Here is a 16,108-nt window from a genome sequence, read left to right on the forward strand (position 1 = left end):
TTATCATTGTTGTTCAGTCGAAGTGGTCGCAGTTGCTTGATGGCTTTCATCCAAGCCTGCGCCCATTTTGATGGCTGAAATCACTGCCTGCGCCTTTTGGCGGGTTTCATCGGCTTCACTTTGAGGATCTGAGTCAAATACTACGCCAGCTCCCGCTTGGATATGGGCTACGCCGTCTTTCACAAAGGCGGAGCGGATCACAATGCAAGTGTCCATATCCCCAAGGGCGTTGAGGTAACCTACGGCGCCGCCATAGCTGCCTCGGCGGGTCTTTTCCGCCTGACGCACCAATTGCGAGGCACGTACTTTGGGCGCGCCAACTAAAGTGCCCATGTTCATACAGGCTTGGTAGGCGTGGAGCGCATCTAAGTCTTGGCGTAATTGGCCAGTAACGCGGCTGACTAAGTGCATTACGTGGGAATAACGGTCGACTTTAAGTAACTCGGCCACTTTACGACTGCCACTTTGGCTGATTCGAGCGATATCATTACGGGCTAAATCAACCAACATTAAGTGCTCGGAGAGCTCTTTTTTATCTAAACGCAGTTCGAGTTCGATACGGCTATCGAGGTCGAAATCAATCTCGCCAGTGGCGGTTTTGCCGCGCTTACGGGTACCTGCGATGGGATAAACCTCGACCTGATTATTGCTGGAATCAAACTTCAGCGCGCTCTCTGGCGAGGCACCAAACAGGGTAAAGTCATGTCCTCTGAAATAAAACATATACGGGCTGGGATTGGTTAATCGCAGTGCGCGGTAAGCACCTAAGGTATTAGGGCAAGGCAGGCTAAAACTGCGTGAGGGCACCACTTGGAAGATATCGCCCGCAACAATGTGTTCTTTTAAATCGATAACGGTTTGTTTAAAGGCCTCATCACTGATATTGACTTGCTCAGTCGCTGTTATCCCAACCAGTGCGGGCGCAGGTTCAATATCATTGGCTAAGGTTTGGCAGTCAGCGCTAATGTGGCTAGCTCGTTTGGCTAAGGCTTGGGTCACCTCAACCTGTTTTGCAGAACCTTCACTAAAATTGTGGGTGATGATTTCGGCTTGTTTTTGCTTGTGATCAATAAGAATTAAGGTTTCGGCGAGATAAAATAAATAATCAGGGCAATCATTTGCACCATTTGGTGCTTTAGGCAGTGGCTCCACTGTATCAATTAAATCGTAGGAAAGTACGCCACCTAAAAATAAGTCTTCGAATGCCGGCGTTTGACCACAGTCGATATGTTTAACAAACAAGCGTAAACCATCAAGTGGCGAGGTGGACTTTAAGCGGGCATCTTCGTCCTTAAGCTCGGTATCCTTTTGCAGCGTGACCACTAGGTTATGGCCATCGTGTTGGCATTGAGTTTGGCTTGAGCGAGCACTAAAAAATTGCTCGATGGGGGCAAGTAAACTGGCACCATTGTCGCTCAGTGCGCTAAAGCGTAAACAATACCCGTCGCAGCGGATCATCAGCGCCGCATGGGTCATCACCATGCTCTTAAGATTTTCCTTGCTGTTTATTTCTGCTGATTCCAACAACATGGTATGGGGCGCATTTTGAGTGATGTGTTGGTACAAACGCAGCGGATCGCTATGGTATGCCAAGGTGGCCTTGATCGTGTGTGAACGTGCAAATGTCTGCGGTGGCGAGGGGAAATTCCCTCCATCGGCTTGGGTAACCTGATTAAATGTCTTTAGGGTCATGCTGTTATCTCGCTTTTATCCGTTTACCGCGTTGCAGACATTTTTCGCACCAACAAAAAAGCCCGCATTTCTGCGGGCTTTTGTTGATTCTGTTACTTTCAAATGAGCACAGAGCTTCACACCACCCGCTACGTTGGGAAGTGCCACCACCAAATGATGTTGAAAGAAGCGTTAGTATGGGTCATTCAAAAGGGTCTCAATAATTCGTTAGTTGAGCTATAGAAAACATGAGCCTGAGGCGAAAGTCAATTGAATATTTTTCAAAATGATGGATTCATGTGGCTAACTCACTGTGTCAAATGCGGTTCCTGCTGGATAAAGTGTGAGATAAATGCACATTTCATCTTAAATTAACGTACAATAACGGCATGAATACTCAAAGCATCTTGGCTGACTTGCACAGCCACACGACCGCATCTGACGGTCATCTCACGCCGTCCGAGCTGGTCGCCAGAGCCCTTGAAAAGGGCGTGCAGTTATTTGCGATAACGGATCACGATACGGTTGCAGGCTTAAGTGAAGCCCGCGCCTTCAATCAAGCGCAGACCGAACCGTTAAAGCTGATTTCTGGGGTTGAGATTTCAACCCGCTGGAATAGTTACGATATTCACATTGTGGCGCTCAACTTCGATGAAACCCACACAGAGTTATTAACGTTTTTAGAAAACCAGCGTGAGTTACGTGAGCTTCGCGCCGAAGAAATCGGCCATCGATTGGCTAAAGCCGGGATCGAAGGCGCCTATGAGGGCGCAAAAGCAATTGCGGCAGGCGCAGCGTTAAGCCGTGGTCACTATGCTCGTTGGCTTGCCGATCACGGTTATGCGGTGGATATGCCCAGTGTATTTAAGCGTTACTTAGCCCGTGGTAAGACGGGTTATGTGCCCAATAATTGGGGCGATATGGCCAGCGCAATTAAGGTGATCCACAACGCGGGCGGGCTCGCGGTATTGGCACATCCGAGTGGTTATAAGCTGTCTGCCAAGTGGTTAAAGCGTTTAGTGCGAGAATTTAAAGAAGCTGGTGGGGATGCCATGGAAGTGGTGCTCGGCCAGCAAACGGTGGATGATAGGGCCAATTTAGTGGCGCTGAGTGTCCAAAATCAGTTGCTTGCATCGATAGGAAGTGATTTTCACTTTCCAAGCAATTGGATTGAATTAGGTAAAAATCTCTACCAGCCTCAAGGTATTGATTGGGTCTGGCAGTCGGGATCTTGGGTGGAACGACCATGAGTCAATTTTTTTATGTACACGAAGTAAATCCACAGACACGTTTGATTAGTCAAGCCGTGGCTGTGCTGAAGTCCGGCGGCGTAATTGTGTATCCAACCGATTCGGGTTATGCCCTCGGTTGCATGATCGGTGAGAAAGACGCAATGACGCGCATTACTCGCATTCGTCAAATCGAACACGATCATAATTTCTCGTTAATGTGCCGTGACTTATCTGAATTAGCGACCTACGCCAAGGTGGATAATCAGGCCTATCGCATCCTAAAAAGTTGTACGCCAGGGCCGTACACTTTCATTTTTAAGGCGAGTAAGGAAGTCCCCCGTCGTCTGCAAAATGACAAGAAAAAAACCATTGGTATCCGCGTGCCAGACAATGTGATTGCCTTAGCACTGCTCGAGGCGTTAGATGCGCCGTTGATGTCGACCAGTTTGGTGATGCCAAACGCAGAATTTGCCGAGTCGGACCCTGAACATATTCGCGACCTGTTAGAGCATCAAGTGGATGTGATTATTCATGGTGGTTATTTAGGTGAAAAGCCAACTACAGTCATCGATATGTCGGAAGATGGGTTCGAAGTCCTGCGTGAAGGCGCTGGGGATGTGACTCCGTTTCTGTAAAATCAGGTTTGTCTCAGCGATAGTGTGTGGCAGCGTATGTTAGCCCGATAAAACCGTCATTTGGCAGTTTTATCGACACTAAATTACGGGTATAATCGCGCGTTTGCGAAGAAGCGAGTCAACTCGACTTAATGAGACTGATACTGTTTGCTTGGGAATGGCGGTTTCAAGGTGATTGTTTTACATGGGGATAGCGGATGCAGGGCACGCAACAAAGTTTACCCTTAGCCGTTGTTCGTGGTCAGGCGATGACCGAAATGCCGCAGGATTTGTTTATTCCACCTGAGGCGCTAGAAGTGTTTTTAGAGTCCTTTGAAGGGCCGCTAGACTTACTTTTATATCTGATCCGTAAGCAAAAATTAGATGTTGTCGATTTACCCATTTCTCAGATCACCGCGCAATATTTAGAATATATCGCGATGCTCACTCAGGCGCGTATTGAACTGGCCTCTGATTATTTGGTCATGGCGGCTACACTGGCCGAGATTAAATCCCGTCTGCTGCTGCCGCGTATGGTGGTGGAAGATGAGGTAGAAGAAGATCCACGGGCCCAGTTGATCCGTCAATTGAAGGCCTATGAGGTAATCAAGGAAGCCTCGCAAAAAATTGATGATTTACCTCGGCTTGAACGCGATGTGTTTCAAGCAATCGCGGCACCTTCACCGAATATCAAACCTTTGGTGATCCCGCCTGATGTATCGTTATTTGAAATCGCCCGCGCCTTTGGCGAGGTGCTTAAACGTATCGATGCCAATGAAGATCATCATGTTAAGCGTGAACAGTTATCGACCCGCGAGCGCATGAGCCAAATTTTAGCCATGCTTAATAGCGAGACGTTTACGCCCTTTGAGTGTTTATTCAGTGTCGAAGAAGGCCGCGCCGGTGTGGTGGTGACCTTTTTAGCGCTAATGGAATTGGTCAAAGAATTATTAGTGGAATTGTACCAAACAGAGCCGTTTTCAACTATTTATGTAAAGGCCTATTAATTGATGCAGATAAATCCAATTCAATTAAAACAGCTTATTGAAGCGAGTCTGTTTGTATTGGGGAAACCCTTGTCGGTGAAAATGTTGAAAGAAACCGTATTGGCGGATTTCAGTGTTTCCAGAGACAAAATCAAAGCCGCATTGGACGAGTTGCAACAGGATTATCAGGAACGGGGTGTTCAACTTGTGAAAGTGGCTGGAGGTTATCGCTTCCAGACCTTGGAAGTCCTGAGTCCGTTTTTGCAACCCCTGTGGCAGGAAAAAGCACCTAAGTATTCGCGGGCAACATTAGAGACTCTGGCGGTGATCGCCTATCGTCAACCTGTGACCCGTGGTGATATTGAGCAGGTGCGTGGTGTGGCCATTAGTAGCCACATCATCAAAAGTTTGTCAGATAGACATTGGATTAAAGTCGTTGGCCATAAAGAAGTCCCGGGGCGACCCGCACTCTACGCCACGACCTTAGAATTTTTAGCCTATTTTGGCTTAGATACCCTCGCGGATTTACCCGCGCTTACGGATACTGAGTCATTGCAGGCGGTATTTTCGGGTTTGAAAGTAACGCCTGAACAGTCAGAAGAGCAAGATACTAATGAGTGATTTAAACACTGTTGTTTCAGTATCATTCATTGTCTTACGTTTTTCCGCTAATTCTCTTTGAAACTATTAGTAAAAATGGATTTTTTATTGAAAAGTTTTTCACTTTCGTTCGATTCTATTCTTGATATTTGTGTACATATTTGCGTACATGAAAGACTCATGTACAAGATGGAGAAAGGTTATGGCACTTTCTGACTCATGGTTAAAAGCAAACCTGAACAAAGTCGCTGATAAGCCTTATGAGAAAGCAGATCGTGACGGCCTTAGTGTTCGGGTTTCCGCTAAGGGCGCTATTACTTTTCAAATGCGCTACCGCTGGGCAAGCAAGGCGGCGCGGGTTGATATTGGGCCTTATCCTTTGCTCTCGCTTAAAGAAGCCAGAGAACAGTGTGAAGTCTACCGCAAGTTGCTACTGGATAACCAAGATCCGCGGGAATACAAACGCGATAAAGCGGCAAAGGCCGTATCAAACGAAGGCTCAGTCGAGCAGGTTTTTAGAGCTTGGCATAAGTCACAGTTTAGTGATGGCCGTGCCAGTGTAAAAGACAGTACCGCGCATGAGTATTTGCGCGCACTGGAAATTAATGTTTTCCCGGTGCTTGGCAAAAAGCAGGTAGAACAAGTCACGCTGCATCAGTGGCTAGATTTGTTTGAGTCTATCGCAGCCAAGAAGCCAACCATTACCAATCTAACGTTAACAGTGAGTCGCAGGGCGCTTAAATGGGCTGTTCGTCGGCGAATAATTAGCACAAATGAGTTGATGGGGATTGAGTCGAAAGAGGACTTAAATATTTCTCGCAAAAGCCGTAAACGCACGCTTAGCGATGATGAACTCAAGATTATTTTGCAAGCCATTGATAACGCCAAACGGCAGCGCCTTGGTAACCGGATTATGGTTTTCATGGCATTATTCTTTGGCTGTAGGATTGGTGAATTACGATTGGCGCAGAAAGCGCATTTTGATTTTACTAAGATGATCTGGACCGTGCCAGTTGAAAACCACAAAACAGGGTACAAGATGCAGCGGCCGCTATTGCGGCCGATCATCGACGAGATAGTACCATTGCTTGAGCTAGCATTTTCACTTAGCCCTAACGAGCTAGTTTTTCCGACAGAGAAAGGCGGGATATATTCGCAGGCGGCGACAACACGCATGTCTAACCCAATTAATACGTGGGCTAAGCTGAATGGTACACCGTTAAATGAGTGGTATTTGCACGATTTGCGCAGAACGCAGCGCACTAACATGAGTAAAATTACTACTACAGAAGTGGCCGAAACCATGCTGGGGCATAAGCTGAGCGGGATTCAGTCGATTTATGATCACTACGACTATTTAGAAGAACAAGCTAAGGCATATCGAATTTGGTGGCAGAAGCTGCAGCGCCTCAAAGATCCCGCAGCCTACCACAACGTAGTTGAACTTAAGGCCGCGCAGTAACGGCCTCATTGTTCGTTCTCGTAAATCCACGATTTAACTTCTTGAAAGTTGTACTTGTTTTTAAAGTGTGGGTTAGTTGTTGGCTTTGGGAAGTCTTCCAACTTAAACAGTTGGTATAGCTTGGTTGTGCCAATCCCCAACGCCTTTGCAAGTTGAGCTGGCGAGAAAAACTGCTGCACCACTTTACCTTGCATAGCTTCTATTTCTTGCTGAAACATTATGCACCTGCCTTTTCAATTAAATGCAAATCGGTATCTAACAACTCGCACCAAATAACACCAGGCTCTCCATTAAGCTCGAACTGGTGCCAATTTCCTTCTTTACCAACATAGATGATTTGATCTCGCACACCTTTAAACTGGTACGCTTCTCCGATATCTAGAGTCATGCTGCACCTGCCTTATTTACTCTTATGGCAAACTCATCGATTGCTTGTCTAACTGACTTCTTCATTGGGTCGCTATCTCTTAGGCAAATCCTGTTATGATTCCAGTCAACAACCCAACCGTATAAAGTGCCGTTTTCTTTATTGAAAGCAGCGTTAATCTCATCAAGAAGATCAAGCCTTAGTTTGTCTCGATTTAACTCACCAAATTTAGTCAGCATTTCAAGCCGTTCAGATTTTAGCTGCTCGTTCTCCGCGATAAGCAAATTCATGCGGTCATTTATAGTCATCATGCACCTCATTGCATTGTGGGATTGATGGCAATCTTGAATAAAGTTGGTAATAACCTTTATTTCCAACCCACTCAATAATTATGAAAAAGAGCATTAATGGACTAAACAAAACTCTTATCCAAAATTGCCAATGCTTATATCCATTGTTAAATGTTTTACGTATTCCGCGCTTTGTATAAAATTTAACTACCACGACAACAGTCAGCGTAATTAATATGGAAATGGCGAAACAGCTAATCACTGCGGTGAGTGCGTTGATCATCTCGCACCATCCTTAGCCGCTTGGCGGTAGCCATCTGCAAAATACTTAAATGCGTCTTTGACGTCTTGATAGTCAAATTCACCGCTAACAGTTGTATGCCTTAATGCCATTGCGACAAATTCAATTGGATTGATCGACTCGAGAGCAAGCGCAATGATTTCACAAGTAGCGCCCTTTGCTTTGTCTGCGTCATCACCAACCCATGGCTTTGTGTCATAGCCATAGTTATCTTTAACGTGGTTACGTGCTGACTGATAAACGTCATAAACGGTCAGATCAGCAGTTACAAAACCACTTAGATAAGCACCACGGTTAACCTCGGCAAAGTTCATTACAGCTTTGGCGCGCGTTTCATTTACTGCATCAGCCAACAAACTTGGCGATTCTTTGCGCTGGTGCAGCATCATTGCGAAGTTGGCAACGTCCTCGAATGTACCTGCATTGCCTTTGCTTAAGTGCTCGACTAATGCCGCCGCTAATTGCTCGCCTGAACACTGCGCTGGATCATCCCAACCGCTGCGGCCTTTAGCTCTGGAATAGGACATTTTTAGGCGCATCGCATTAGTGAATCTGTCGATGCCTATATCATCGATATGGGTTGAGCGATCCAATTCCATGGCTCTAACTTGGTCCGTTAATTGCTGAATCTCGGTACCCAGCATTTGCTTAAGCTGTGCGAGCTCGCTGGCAGGAACGTAAACCCCAAGGCCTTCTACGTTGATTTGGCTTGAGCCGTTGCCATCTAATAATACTCTGCGTTTGGTTGTCATCACTTACCTTCCTTCTTCAATTCTTCGGCGAGTTGTTTCATAAATTGTTGGCAGCTACCTGTTTGTTTTCTTGGCAGGGCGTACCACTGTTTAAGCGCTTCGCGGATTGCGGTTGATTGCTTCATGCTGCCTCCTATGCTGCTTCGGCTGTTTGTGTGCAAAGCTCGGGGAGATTTGCGCGGATAATAGCTTCTGCAAATTGTGGTGGTACCGAATTGCCACACCTTGCGACCTGCTGAGTTTTGTTTGTTTTGCCGTTATAGCCGTCAATGATGTAGTCATCAGGGAAGCCTTGCAGGCTGAAAAGCTCTCGAGCAGTAAGCATCCTTAAACCAATATCCACGATCACCATGGTTTTTTTATTCCAAGTGACGGTTACTAATGCAATACGCTCTTTAGTGGTGATAGTGGCTAATGGCTCGTTGAGTGAACTCCATTGGCCACCGTTTGAGTAATAACGCATTAAAAACGCGCTGACTTGTACGGCGCCAGCCTCTTGCTCTGCCGTTAATCCGCTGTCGCCTGGTGCAACAAGAGTTAACCTAACCTCAGCATGGTGTGTACCGCCTGCAGTAATAGTTGGCATAGGGTCACTTAAAGAAGTCGGTTTGATGTTTTTACGCAAGTGAACCATAAAGGCCGAGACTATTTGCTGCTGGCTGCCTGTGTTGGTTATCGTGCTGCATGGTTCTTCAACTGAGTAAGCATGGGTGGTATTAAATCCACCGTTAGCCTGAACCATAATAGGCGCAGCAAGAGCGAATGATCCGCCTTTAGGATAAGCGGTGATTGTTTTGATGGGCTCGTTAACGCTCTTAGTGCCTTTACCTGACCAGTTAGCGATCTCAATAATAAATGGGTTATGGTTTTCTAAAACATGCTTAATCGTGCCAATGGCCACTCGTTTTAATGTCGCATCAGCTAAAGGGCGTTTAACGTTAAGCCCTTGCTGTTTAGCTTCTTCTTTGGTCATAAATATGCTTGGGCATGGCAAAGAAAAATCAAGTTTTTTAGCCGTTGTCACCCACAGCTTTAATTCACCACGAATAACCCGAGGATCATGCGGGGCACCATGTGTCCGTTCTGGCCACACAATCGCCCGGCCATCACAACGGGCAATCATAATTAGGCGTTTACGGATAGTTGGGGCGCCATAGTCACGGGCGCGTAGCTCACGAAATTCAACTTTATAGCCGAGCCCTTTTATCAACTTATATCTATCTGAATGAGTTAACCCTAAGGTTTCAACGCACTCAGCTAAAGCAGGGTGATCAGCATCGACACCAGTAGTAAGCATGGCTTTAAAGGCTTCAAACGTTTCACCTTTGCGAGCAGGATCGGGGCGTTGATTTTCTGAACCTTCACCAATCAACGGCCCCCACGTTTTAAATTCCTCAACATTTTCTAATGGGATTAATTTCGGGCGGGTTCTCAAGATCCAACGAATGGTGATCCACGCTAGGCCGCGTATTTCTTTTTTTACTGGCGTATCACCACGGGCCTTGGAAAAATGAGTGCAGTCAGGGCTAAACCATGCCACATCAACTGGCTTACCTGCAGTCGCTTGCACTGGATCCACATCAAACACCGACTCGCAATAGTGCAGGGTGTCAGGGTGATTGGCCGAGTGCATTGCGATAGCATCTTGATCATGGTTGATTGCGATATCCACGCTGCGACCCAGTGCCCAAGCCATACCAGTTGAAGCACCGCCGCCACCGGCGAAGTTATCTACGATTAAGCCGCGCATGGTTTTTTCTCCGTTGGCATATTCATTACTAGGTCATCGATGATTGAGTCGGTTGGATAACCTTCTAACCGCTGGCGGTTGGCTTCTTCACACAGCTCTTGCAACTGGATTTCAGTGGTTTCCGTTATGCCACAAAGCTCGAATACCTCTTTGGCAATGTTCATCACTTCAATCGGCCAAACGCTGTTTGTTGCTGTGCTGTCCCGCGCAATTTGTTCCTCGATATCAAGCTGTTCTGCTGGATTTCGTTTCTTCCTAGTTTTTTTGGGCTTAGGGAGATTAGTTTGCTCAGCTGATTTAAGTGGAATATCGATTGAATCAACGGTCTCATTCCCAAACACATCCCAGCCTTTGGTTTTGGTTCTGGCGAACATTTCAAGGCGAGGGACATCACCCATAAGCTCGACGCATTTATCGCGAAACTCATCTGGCTTTTGGCTGTGGCGAATGTTTTGATAGGTGCCCACGTAGCAGAGGTGGGCGAGCACTTCATCAAGGCTTTGTGGATCGTAATTACCCACGGCGCGAACGCTGCGGCAAGCTGGCGTTGGTTTGCCCTTTATGGCGACAATGGCCGACTCGCTGCCTGCGCGGGTCCAAAAGCCCATGCCAAAAAATGGGTTGTTGTTGACCGTTAGCTTGTTCCAGACAAAGCCATTCATGTTTTTAAGGGTGAAGCCCCAGCTTTTAACCAGATCAATGGCATCCTGCGGCATGGCGCCCACATACCACATCACCAGTACACAGTTGTCGTCGGCAATGCTGTTAACATCGAGGCGTTTTAAGTCCTCGGTGCTAGTCACGGTGTACTTGGCTTGGGCGCTGGATTTCATCGAGCCGCCCGTGTTTTGGTTGCTAAAGGCCCATGGCGGATCCGCGTATATCAGCTGATATTTTTTGCTCATGCCGCTTTCTCCTTTGAATCACTGATAGCAGCGCTAAGTTGCTGCTCAAGTTCTTCATTCATTCCTATTGCATACAGATAGTTGGCGGCACTGCTAACTAACTGCTCGAGTTCAGCGATCCGCGCGTTGGCTGCGGCCAGCTTGGCAAGATGCTTTTCCCAGTCGAGTTCTTTGATTGCCTCAATCACGCCCATGATGCTGTTGAGCGTGGTTTGGGCGCGCATCAGGTTTGATAGCTCGATACGGTGGCGAGCGGCGCAGCGTTCTGCGTCTAAGCCTGTGGTGTAGTGCAGCTTTAATGCGGCAATGGTTGGCTCGGAGGTGATGCGCGTTAGCGATAGCAGCAAGTCGATTTTTCGCTCTGGCTCGCTGCCTGCCAGCAGGTAAAGCATTTCGCGGGATGATTTAGGGGCGCTCATGCAGACCTCCATTCCAAGAACGATTTGGGCTTGAGTCCCATCGACAGTAATCGATGAAGTTGTTGAAGCCATCGCCGTACTCTAAATAGCGTTGATAACGCGCCTGCGATCTTGTCTGCTTGCGAATGCGGCCAATTCCGCCGCATTCAACTTCCCAAGTGGGGTGGCAATGACGAACAACGCCCGGCTTATCGTCGTTAAAATTAACGCCAAGGTGATGACCTAAATCTTTTACGATGATGCCAGCGCGGCCATTTACTTTAACTAAGCGGCCAATTTCGGCAGGAACACCGTAATGCTGTTTGATGTAGTCAAATTGGCTCATGCTTCACCGCCTTGATACTTACCTTGATTGCTTGAAAGCAGGGCAAGCGTTAGCGCTGCTTTGTCGTAGAGGCCTTGCTCGATAAAAGCAATTGAGATTTGCTTTAGCTGGTCGTCGGTTTTGTTGTACCAACCTGTTAGCTCTGCAATTAACTCGATGCCAGCGACATAGTTATATTCGTTTTCAGCATCTGTTTTTGGCTGATAACAAATTAAGCGGCCAACTGCGCCAAGTAAGTAGGCGACGCGCTCCATGTCGCTGTAATTAGCGTTATCTTGAAAGCCGTACTTTTTACAAAGTTCTTTATAGTGATAAGCCTCGATACCTGACCATTCATTATCACGATAAACCTTCTGAACTCTGGCCTCAGCCTCTTTGGCGATCTGTTTATAGAGTGAGTCGCTAGCTTTGTAAGGCAGCATGCTATGGACAACCACGCCGCCATCCCATTCACCTTCGAAGCTTTGTTCGCTCCAATATTCGACTTCAGCTTCGTAAATGCCTGGGCGAGTGTTTGGATCAATTTCAATCCCAACATCGCCAATGGCGCAGAGGATGCCGTGGTTTTCAGAATTATCGTAAATCACCGCATCATCAGTGTTTTTTGGCACAAATAAGATTGCTGTGTGACGGATATTGCAGAAGTGACGATTAAGGGCTTTATTCCAAGCGGCAATGTCTTCTGGTGTGTAAATCACTGAATTAGGGATCATGCTGCTTCTCCTTCAATCTTGGCCTTGCGCATTTGCTTGGCTAACTTCACCTCTTTGCAATTGTCATAAAGGTTAAAGCCACGGTCTTCTGCATCGGCTTGGGCGCAGGTGTAAGCTTCGTATGGGTTGAATCCCCAAGTGATGGCGCCACAATGTGGGCAGTTGCCGCGAGTTTTGCCCGTGGTTTGGCGGTGGCGTTTGCGCTTAGGTTTGCGGATGCCAGCGGCGGTGATCATCTTGCGTTCGTTGATATTGGACGCTTGAAAAGTCCGGCGAGCGATGGCGTCGATTTCTGCTTTGGCGAAGATGTTTGCCTCAATGCCAAGTTCATCGATACGTTCAAGCGCTCTGCGGTAGCTGAATACAAAGGCGCTTTTATAGTTAACGCTGAACATATCAACGCCTAGCCAGTAAACATCGTTACCGTCCCACTTGCCTTTTGGTGAGATAACGTACTCATCACATCCGGCTTTTTCGCCATCTGATGGCAGGTATTGACAATCAACTCGCACTGTTGACAGTTCATCAACAAGCTCTTTGCAAAGCGGCACATCAGTGTGACGGCTATTAAATTTGCGCTGTGCTTCTTCAAGCGTGTAAACATGCGCCTTATCTAAATTGCTGGTATAGCCACAGCCATGATGTGCCCAAAATAGGCAAGAGGTGCCGACATTGGTGCGCGAGTCGCGCAGGTAGAATAATTGGCTCATCATTCAAAATCCTCGATGCTTAAGCCCAGCTCTTTGGCTAGCTTCATGTCCTCGATGCAGCGGCGTTTAGCCAAGCGCGCTTTATCCTCGGCCGATATCCTAATTGACTGGATGACTGGCTCATTTTCCTCTTGGAATCTGACTGTTTTAGCTTTAGGTGCAGCGGTTGAAGGTTGAGAAGTCGATGAGTTAACGACCTTCATCACCTTTGGCTTACGCGCCTTAGTTTCGTATTTAGCCCGTTTTTGCGCTTTGATACTTTCTTTATGCGCTTGGTAGTACGCCCTTGCCGCGATTTGCTTTGGTGTGAGTTGTTGGCTCATGCTTTCACCTCTGGCGTGGTGAGTGACATGATCCAATGGCGCAACTGGATCATCTGTGGGCAAAACACCATTGATTCGACATGGGTGTAAAGCTTTGGATAGTCGTGCTGCTTATGGGAGATAAATGCCAAAGCATCGGCTTCAGTTAGGCAGGTTTTGATGACTGCTTCAATTTCTTGAAAATAAACCTTTCTAAGCGGGTCAGGTAGCTGGTCGTAATCTGACTCAACATCAAATTTATCGATAAATGCTTCAATAAACACTTCATCAAATTCAGGGTCATGGATATGAGTAAGGTCTGGATTTTTGGTTTCGATGTCGTTATCAAAAATCCAATTGCTACACCATTGATGATCGTTGTCAGCTAACCATTCGGCCAGCGTTGCTTTGAAACGAGGATTTAGATCTGAACGATATAGCGCACGTCCATAACTATCAGCATCAATAATCTCCCAGTGATGATCGTTATAGCCTTCTTCTGTAACTAGATAGCGCTTGCAGCGTACTTGCCAGATTGGTTCTATGATGTACTGGCTTTGCTGCTGGTGCATTTGCTGTGACATTTCGAGCAAGAATGCAGGGATTTCAATTTGTTGGCTCATGGTGACGTCCTTATCTTTTAACCAAGAAACGATGCAGGCCTTTAGCGGCACGAATGGCGACGGCGCGGTTGGTGGTGAACTTGCCACCTGGTAACATCCAACCGTTTTTGTCGGCGACGATATGGCCGACGCCGATCTTGATATCGGCGTGTTGGGGTTTGTCGTGGGTTAGCATGCTGCGTCCTCCTGCTTGATGATTGGCAGTTGTGCAGCTGCTGCGCGGACGGCTGCTGCGGCTTCTTTGCCATAGCCCCAAATGTCGCCGTTATCTGGATTCCAACGAGTAGGCGCTATCCATTCAATCGATAGTTGCTTGCCTTTGGTGATGTAATCACGCATTGCACACACTAATTCGCGTAAGGTCCCGCCATGGTGAAAACCGCGCCAACTACCTTGGGAATGGGTGTAAATCCGTGCTTTGGTATATTCATCAACCACCCAAACCTTGCCGTTTTTATCGAGTTCAAGTGTTGCTATGGTGCCTTTGTAGTCGAAGAACTTGCGGCCATGTTCTGATATCACTTTGATGAGTGCGTTAGCGTGTTCTACGCGCTCGGTGATGATTGGCTCCGGCAATTCGTAATAAGATTCGCAGCCGCATTTAGGGCAAACGCCTTTGTAAACAGCAAAAGACTTAGAAGCGTATTTAGGGTCTGCGATCTTGCTTAACTCTGAATGTCTGCCTGTCCAGCGACAGGTGCGGCGACTGCATTCGATACGTTGTGTCATGCTCTATTCCTTCTTTCGTGAATGGCGGCAACTATCAAGCGGCGCTAGCTTGTGCTGGTTGGTTGGAGGCTTTTTTGCCTGCGGTATACTCGTTTTTTGCGTATGCGTATTCGCTGCCGAGTATCTCGATTGAATCGATAGGCTTTAGCCATGTATCGAGGTAAATAACGTCGTTGTGCAGGAACATATCCAGCCGACTAAATAGGCAATCCCCATAACTTACGCCGAGTGCGGTTAGCAACGGTTCGCGTGAAACAGGCTTAGGCTTCATGGCGTTATAAGTGGCTTTAATTGCTTCTAGCGCTTCACGGTCTGCGGCTTTGGGTTTGCCCCATTTAGGCTCAGAAGCAAAGCAGTTCGTCGCTTTCGGCTTAAACCATAAGTGGTTGTTTTCTAGCTGGTTAAAGTTGTGAAAGTTGATACCAGCAAACGACACTTGATCAACTCGGTTGCTAAAAATGGGTTCACCGCCAAAGTGGTTAGCCAGTACAGTGGCTTGCTCAATTAAGGCCGCTTTCGCTGCGTTAAAGTCTTTAAATGCTTGCACTGCGGTTTGGTTGCTGATTTTGAAGTAGCTCATGCTCTATTCCTTCTTTCGTGAATGGCGACGGCAATCAAGCGGCGCTTGACTGTTCAGGCTCGGGTGAGGTGGTTTGAGTGGCGGATTCGGGAGCTGGATCGACTGGCTGATGGCCTGCAAAGTAAACAAACTCTGCTGGATGAGCTCGCTCTGATTCGTCCAAGGTCATGGGCATGATTATTGCGACGATTTCTTTTTTTAAGCCCATGACTGCAATCAGAGAATTCTTTTCTGCTAGGTGCAAAACAGCACCGTTAATCTTGCAGTAATTCAATTTTGATAGGCGGCTGAGCAGGTTAACATTCATGCCAATTGTTGATGCTGGCTTTAAGTTTTCATCACTTAGCCGTGATTTAAAGAGTTTGCCTGCATTTGGGTAACGACCATCGATTGGGTTAATAAACTCAATGTGAGTAATAAACTTACGTTCCTGAGTGTCCAACGCTTCAAAGGTGGTGAAGGTATCAAGGATGTCGTAAATCGATGTGAGCATGGCCACGCCATCGTTGATAAAGATGTTTTGAATAGACGGTAATGCTTTTTTGTTGGCGGCTTTTAGCAACTCTTTGCTGATTGGGTAAATGTAATCGCCATCGGTAAAGCCGTCCTCATCATGGATGGTGACGAGGCAATGGCCGTCAGTGGCGGTAAGTATCACGCCTTTTTCGGGGTGCGGCTTTACGTGAAAGCCGTTGAGAAAGTAACGAACATCATTTTTTGCGGCGAACGCTGCCAGCATTGGCAGGTATTCAATGTTGAATTTGGTTTTCATGGTGA

The 16,108-nt window shown here is 47.1% G+C and carries 23 protein-coding genes and 1 other annotated feature; of the genes, 5 read left to right on the forward strand and 18 right to left on the reverse strand.

Going from position 1 to position 16,108, the window contains the following annotated elements; genetic code table 11:
* Nucleotides 1–3: 3 nt before the first annotated feature.
* Nucleotides 4–1,692, reverse strand: a complete 1,689-nt coding sequence (locus KXJ80_RS10170; protein ID WP_218738813.1) for an anthranilate synthase component 1 — start codon at nt 1,690–1,692, stop codon at nt 4–6.
* A gap of 52 nt (nt 1,693–1,744) precedes the next feature.
* Nucleotides 1,745–1,850, reverse strand: a sequence feature (Trp leader region).
* Nucleotides 1,851–2,060: 210 nt separating this feature from the next.
* On the opposite strand from KXJ80_RS10170, the gene rnm reads away from it, so the two are divergent.
* From rnm to KXJ80_RS10195, 5 genes are all read left to right on the forward strand, one after another.
* Nucleotides 2,061–2,921 (forward strand): RNase RNM, encoded by an 861-nt coding sequence (gene rnm, locus KXJ80_RS10175; RefSeq protein WP_037420012.1) that lies wholly within the window; start codon nt 2,061–2,063, stop codon nt 2,919–2,921.
* Nucleotides 2,918–3,538 (forward strand): L-threonylcarbamoyladenylate synthase, encoded by a 621-nt coding sequence (locus KXJ80_RS10180; protein ID WP_037420004.1) that lies wholly within the window; start codon nt 2,918–2,920, stop codon nt 3,536–3,538. The genes rnm and KXJ80_RS10180 overlap by 4 nt, the downstream gene beginning before the upstream one ends.
* Before the next feature lie 197 nt (nt 3,539–3,735).
* Nucleotides 3,736–4,524 carry a segregation and condensation protein A gene (locus KXJ80_RS10185; RefSeq protein WP_218738812.1) on the forward strand — a complete coding sequence of 263 codons (789 nt, stop codon included), beginning with the start codon at nt 3,736–3,738 and terminating at the stop codon, nt 4,522–4,524.
* 3 nt (nt 4,525–4,527) lie between these two features.
* A complete protein-coding gene (gene scpB / locus KXJ80_RS10190; protein WP_037419998.1) occupies nt 4,528–5,124 on the forward strand; it encodes an SMC-Scp complex subunit ScpB in 597 nt (198 codons plus the stop codon).
* Nucleotides 5,125–5,305: 181 nt separating this feature from the next.
* Nucleotides 5,306–6,565 (forward strand): tyrosine-type recombinase/integrase, encoded by a 1,260-nt coding sequence (locus tag KXJ80_RS10195; RefSeq protein WP_249554181.1) that lies wholly within the window; start codon nt 5,306–5,308, stop codon nt 6,563–6,565.
* Between the two features lie 5 nt (nt 6,566–6,570).
* Here KXJ80_RS10195 and KXJ80_RS10200 read toward each other — a convergent pair whose 3' ends face one another.
* The 17 genes from KXJ80_RS10200 to KXJ80_RS10280 all read right to left on the reverse strand — a co-directional run bounded on the left by KXJ80_RS10200 (nt 6,571) and on the right by KXJ80_RS10280 (nt 16,103).
* Nucleotides 6,571–6,783, reverse strand: coding sequence for a hypothetical protein (locus tag KXJ80_RS10200; RefSeq protein WP_259474703.1), 213 nt, complete (start codon nt 6,781–6,783; stop codon nt 6,571–6,573).
* Entirely contained in the window at nt 6,783–6,953 is a 171-nt protein-coding gene (locus tag KXJ80_RS10205; RefSeq protein ID WP_259474704.1) for a hypothetical protein, read from the reverse strand. Before KXJ80_RS10205 ends, KXJ80_RS10200 begins: the two co-directional genes overlap by 1 nt.
* Entirely contained in the window at nt 6,950–7,243 is a 294-nt protein-coding gene (locus KXJ80_RS10210) for a hypothetical protein (RefSeq protein ID WP_259474705.1), read from the reverse strand. Before KXJ80_RS10210 ends, KXJ80_RS10205 begins: the two co-directional genes overlap by 4 nt.
* 258 nt (nt 7,244–7,501) lie before the next feature.
* Nucleotides 7,502–8,275 carry a hypothetical protein gene (locus KXJ80_RS10215; RefSeq protein WP_259474706.1) on the reverse strand — a complete coding sequence of 258 codons (774 nt, stop codon included), beginning with the start codon at nt 8,273–8,275 and terminating at the stop codon, nt 7,502–7,504.
* Nucleotides 8,275–8,400, reverse strand: coding sequence for a hypothetical protein (locus KXJ80_RS10220; RefSeq protein WP_259474707.1), 126 nt, complete (start codon nt 8,398–8,400; stop codon nt 8,275–8,277). Before KXJ80_RS10220 ends, KXJ80_RS10215 begins: the two co-directional genes overlap by 1 nt.
* A gap of 8 nt (nt 8,401–8,408) precedes the next feature.
* Nucleotides 8,409–10,025 carry a DNA cytosine methyltransferase gene (locus KXJ80_RS10225; protein ID WP_259474708.1) on the reverse strand — a complete coding sequence of 539 codons (1,617 nt, stop codon included), beginning with the start codon at nt 10,023–10,025 and terminating at the stop codon, nt 8,409–8,411.
* On the reverse strand, nt 10,013–10,930 hold the full coding sequence (locus tag KXJ80_RS10230) for an MT-A70 family methyltransferase (RefSeq protein ID WP_259474709.1): 918 nt from the start codon (nt 10,928–10,930) through the stop codon (nt 10,013–10,015). The genes KXJ80_RS10225 and KXJ80_RS10230 overlap by 13 nt, the downstream gene beginning before the upstream one ends.
* Nucleotides 10,927–11,349, reverse strand: a complete 423-nt coding sequence (locus tag KXJ80_RS10235; RefSeq protein WP_259474710.1) for a hypothetical protein — start codon at nt 11,347–11,349, stop codon at nt 10,927–10,929. Before KXJ80_RS10235 ends, KXJ80_RS10230 begins: the two co-directional genes overlap by 4 nt.
* The gene (locus tag KXJ80_RS10240) at nt 11,336–11,674 is read right to left on the reverse strand and encodes a hypothetical protein (protein WP_259474711.1); all 339 of its coding nucleotides are present in this window, start codon (nt 11,672–11,674) and stop codon (nt 11,336–11,338) included. The genes KXJ80_RS10235 and KXJ80_RS10240 overlap by 14 nt, the downstream gene beginning before the upstream one ends.
* On the reverse strand, nt 11,671–12,387 hold the full coding sequence (locus tag KXJ80_RS10245; protein WP_259474712.1) for a hypothetical protein: 717 nt from the start codon (nt 12,385–12,387) through the stop codon (nt 11,671–11,673). Before KXJ80_RS10245 ends, KXJ80_RS10240 begins: the two co-directional genes overlap by 4 nt.
* Nucleotides 12,384–13,100 carry a hypothetical protein gene (locus KXJ80_RS10250; protein ID WP_259474713.1) on the reverse strand — a complete coding sequence of 239 codons (717 nt, stop codon included), beginning with the start codon at nt 13,098–13,100 and terminating at the stop codon, nt 12,384–12,386. The genes KXJ80_RS10245 and KXJ80_RS10250 overlap by 4 nt, the downstream gene beginning before the upstream one ends.
* Nucleotides 13,097–13,420, reverse strand: a complete 324-nt coding sequence (locus tag KXJ80_RS10255; protein WP_259474714.1) for a hypothetical protein — start codon at nt 13,418–13,420, stop codon at nt 13,097–13,099. Before KXJ80_RS10255 ends, KXJ80_RS10250 begins: the two co-directional genes overlap by 4 nt.
* Nucleotides 13,417–14,022, reverse strand: coding sequence for an ead/Ea22-like family protein (locus KXJ80_RS10260; RefSeq protein WP_259474715.1), 606 nt, complete (start codon nt 14,020–14,022; stop codon nt 13,417–13,419). The genes KXJ80_RS10255 and KXJ80_RS10260 overlap by 4 nt, the downstream gene beginning before the upstream one ends.
* A 10-nt stretch (nt 14,023–14,032) precedes the next feature.
* Entirely contained in the window at nt 14,033–14,197 is a 165-nt protein-coding gene (locus KXJ80_RS10265) for a DUF1317 domain-containing protein (protein WP_259474716.1), read from the reverse strand.
* Nucleotides 14,191–14,751 carry a YoqU family phage-derived protein gene (locus KXJ80_RS10270; RefSeq protein ID WP_259474717.1) on the reverse strand — a complete coding sequence of 187 codons (561 nt, stop codon included), beginning with the start codon at nt 14,749–14,751 and terminating at the stop codon, nt 14,191–14,193. The genes KXJ80_RS10265 and KXJ80_RS10270 overlap by 7 nt, the downstream gene beginning before the upstream one ends.
* Nucleotides 14,752–14,785: 34 nt before the next feature.
* Nucleotides 14,786–15,331, reverse strand: coding sequence for a Mu-Gp12 family protein (locus tag KXJ80_RS10275; RefSeq protein WP_259474718.1), 546 nt, complete (start codon nt 15,329–15,331; stop codon nt 14,786–14,788).
* A 34-nt stretch (nt 15,332–15,365) separates the two neighbouring features.
* On the reverse strand, nt 15,366–16,103 hold the full coding sequence (locus KXJ80_RS10280) for a beta clamp domain-containing protein (protein ID WP_259474719.1): 738 nt from the start codon (nt 16,101–16,103) through the stop codon (nt 15,366–15,368).
* Nucleotides 16,104–16,108: the final 5 nt, after the last annotated feature.

Origin of the sequence: Shewanella xiamenensis, from assembly GCF_024971755.1 — a bacterium.
Classification (GTDB): domain Bacteria; phylum Pseudomonadota; class Gammaproteobacteria; order Enterobacterales; family Shewanellaceae; genus Shewanella; species Shewanella xiamenensis.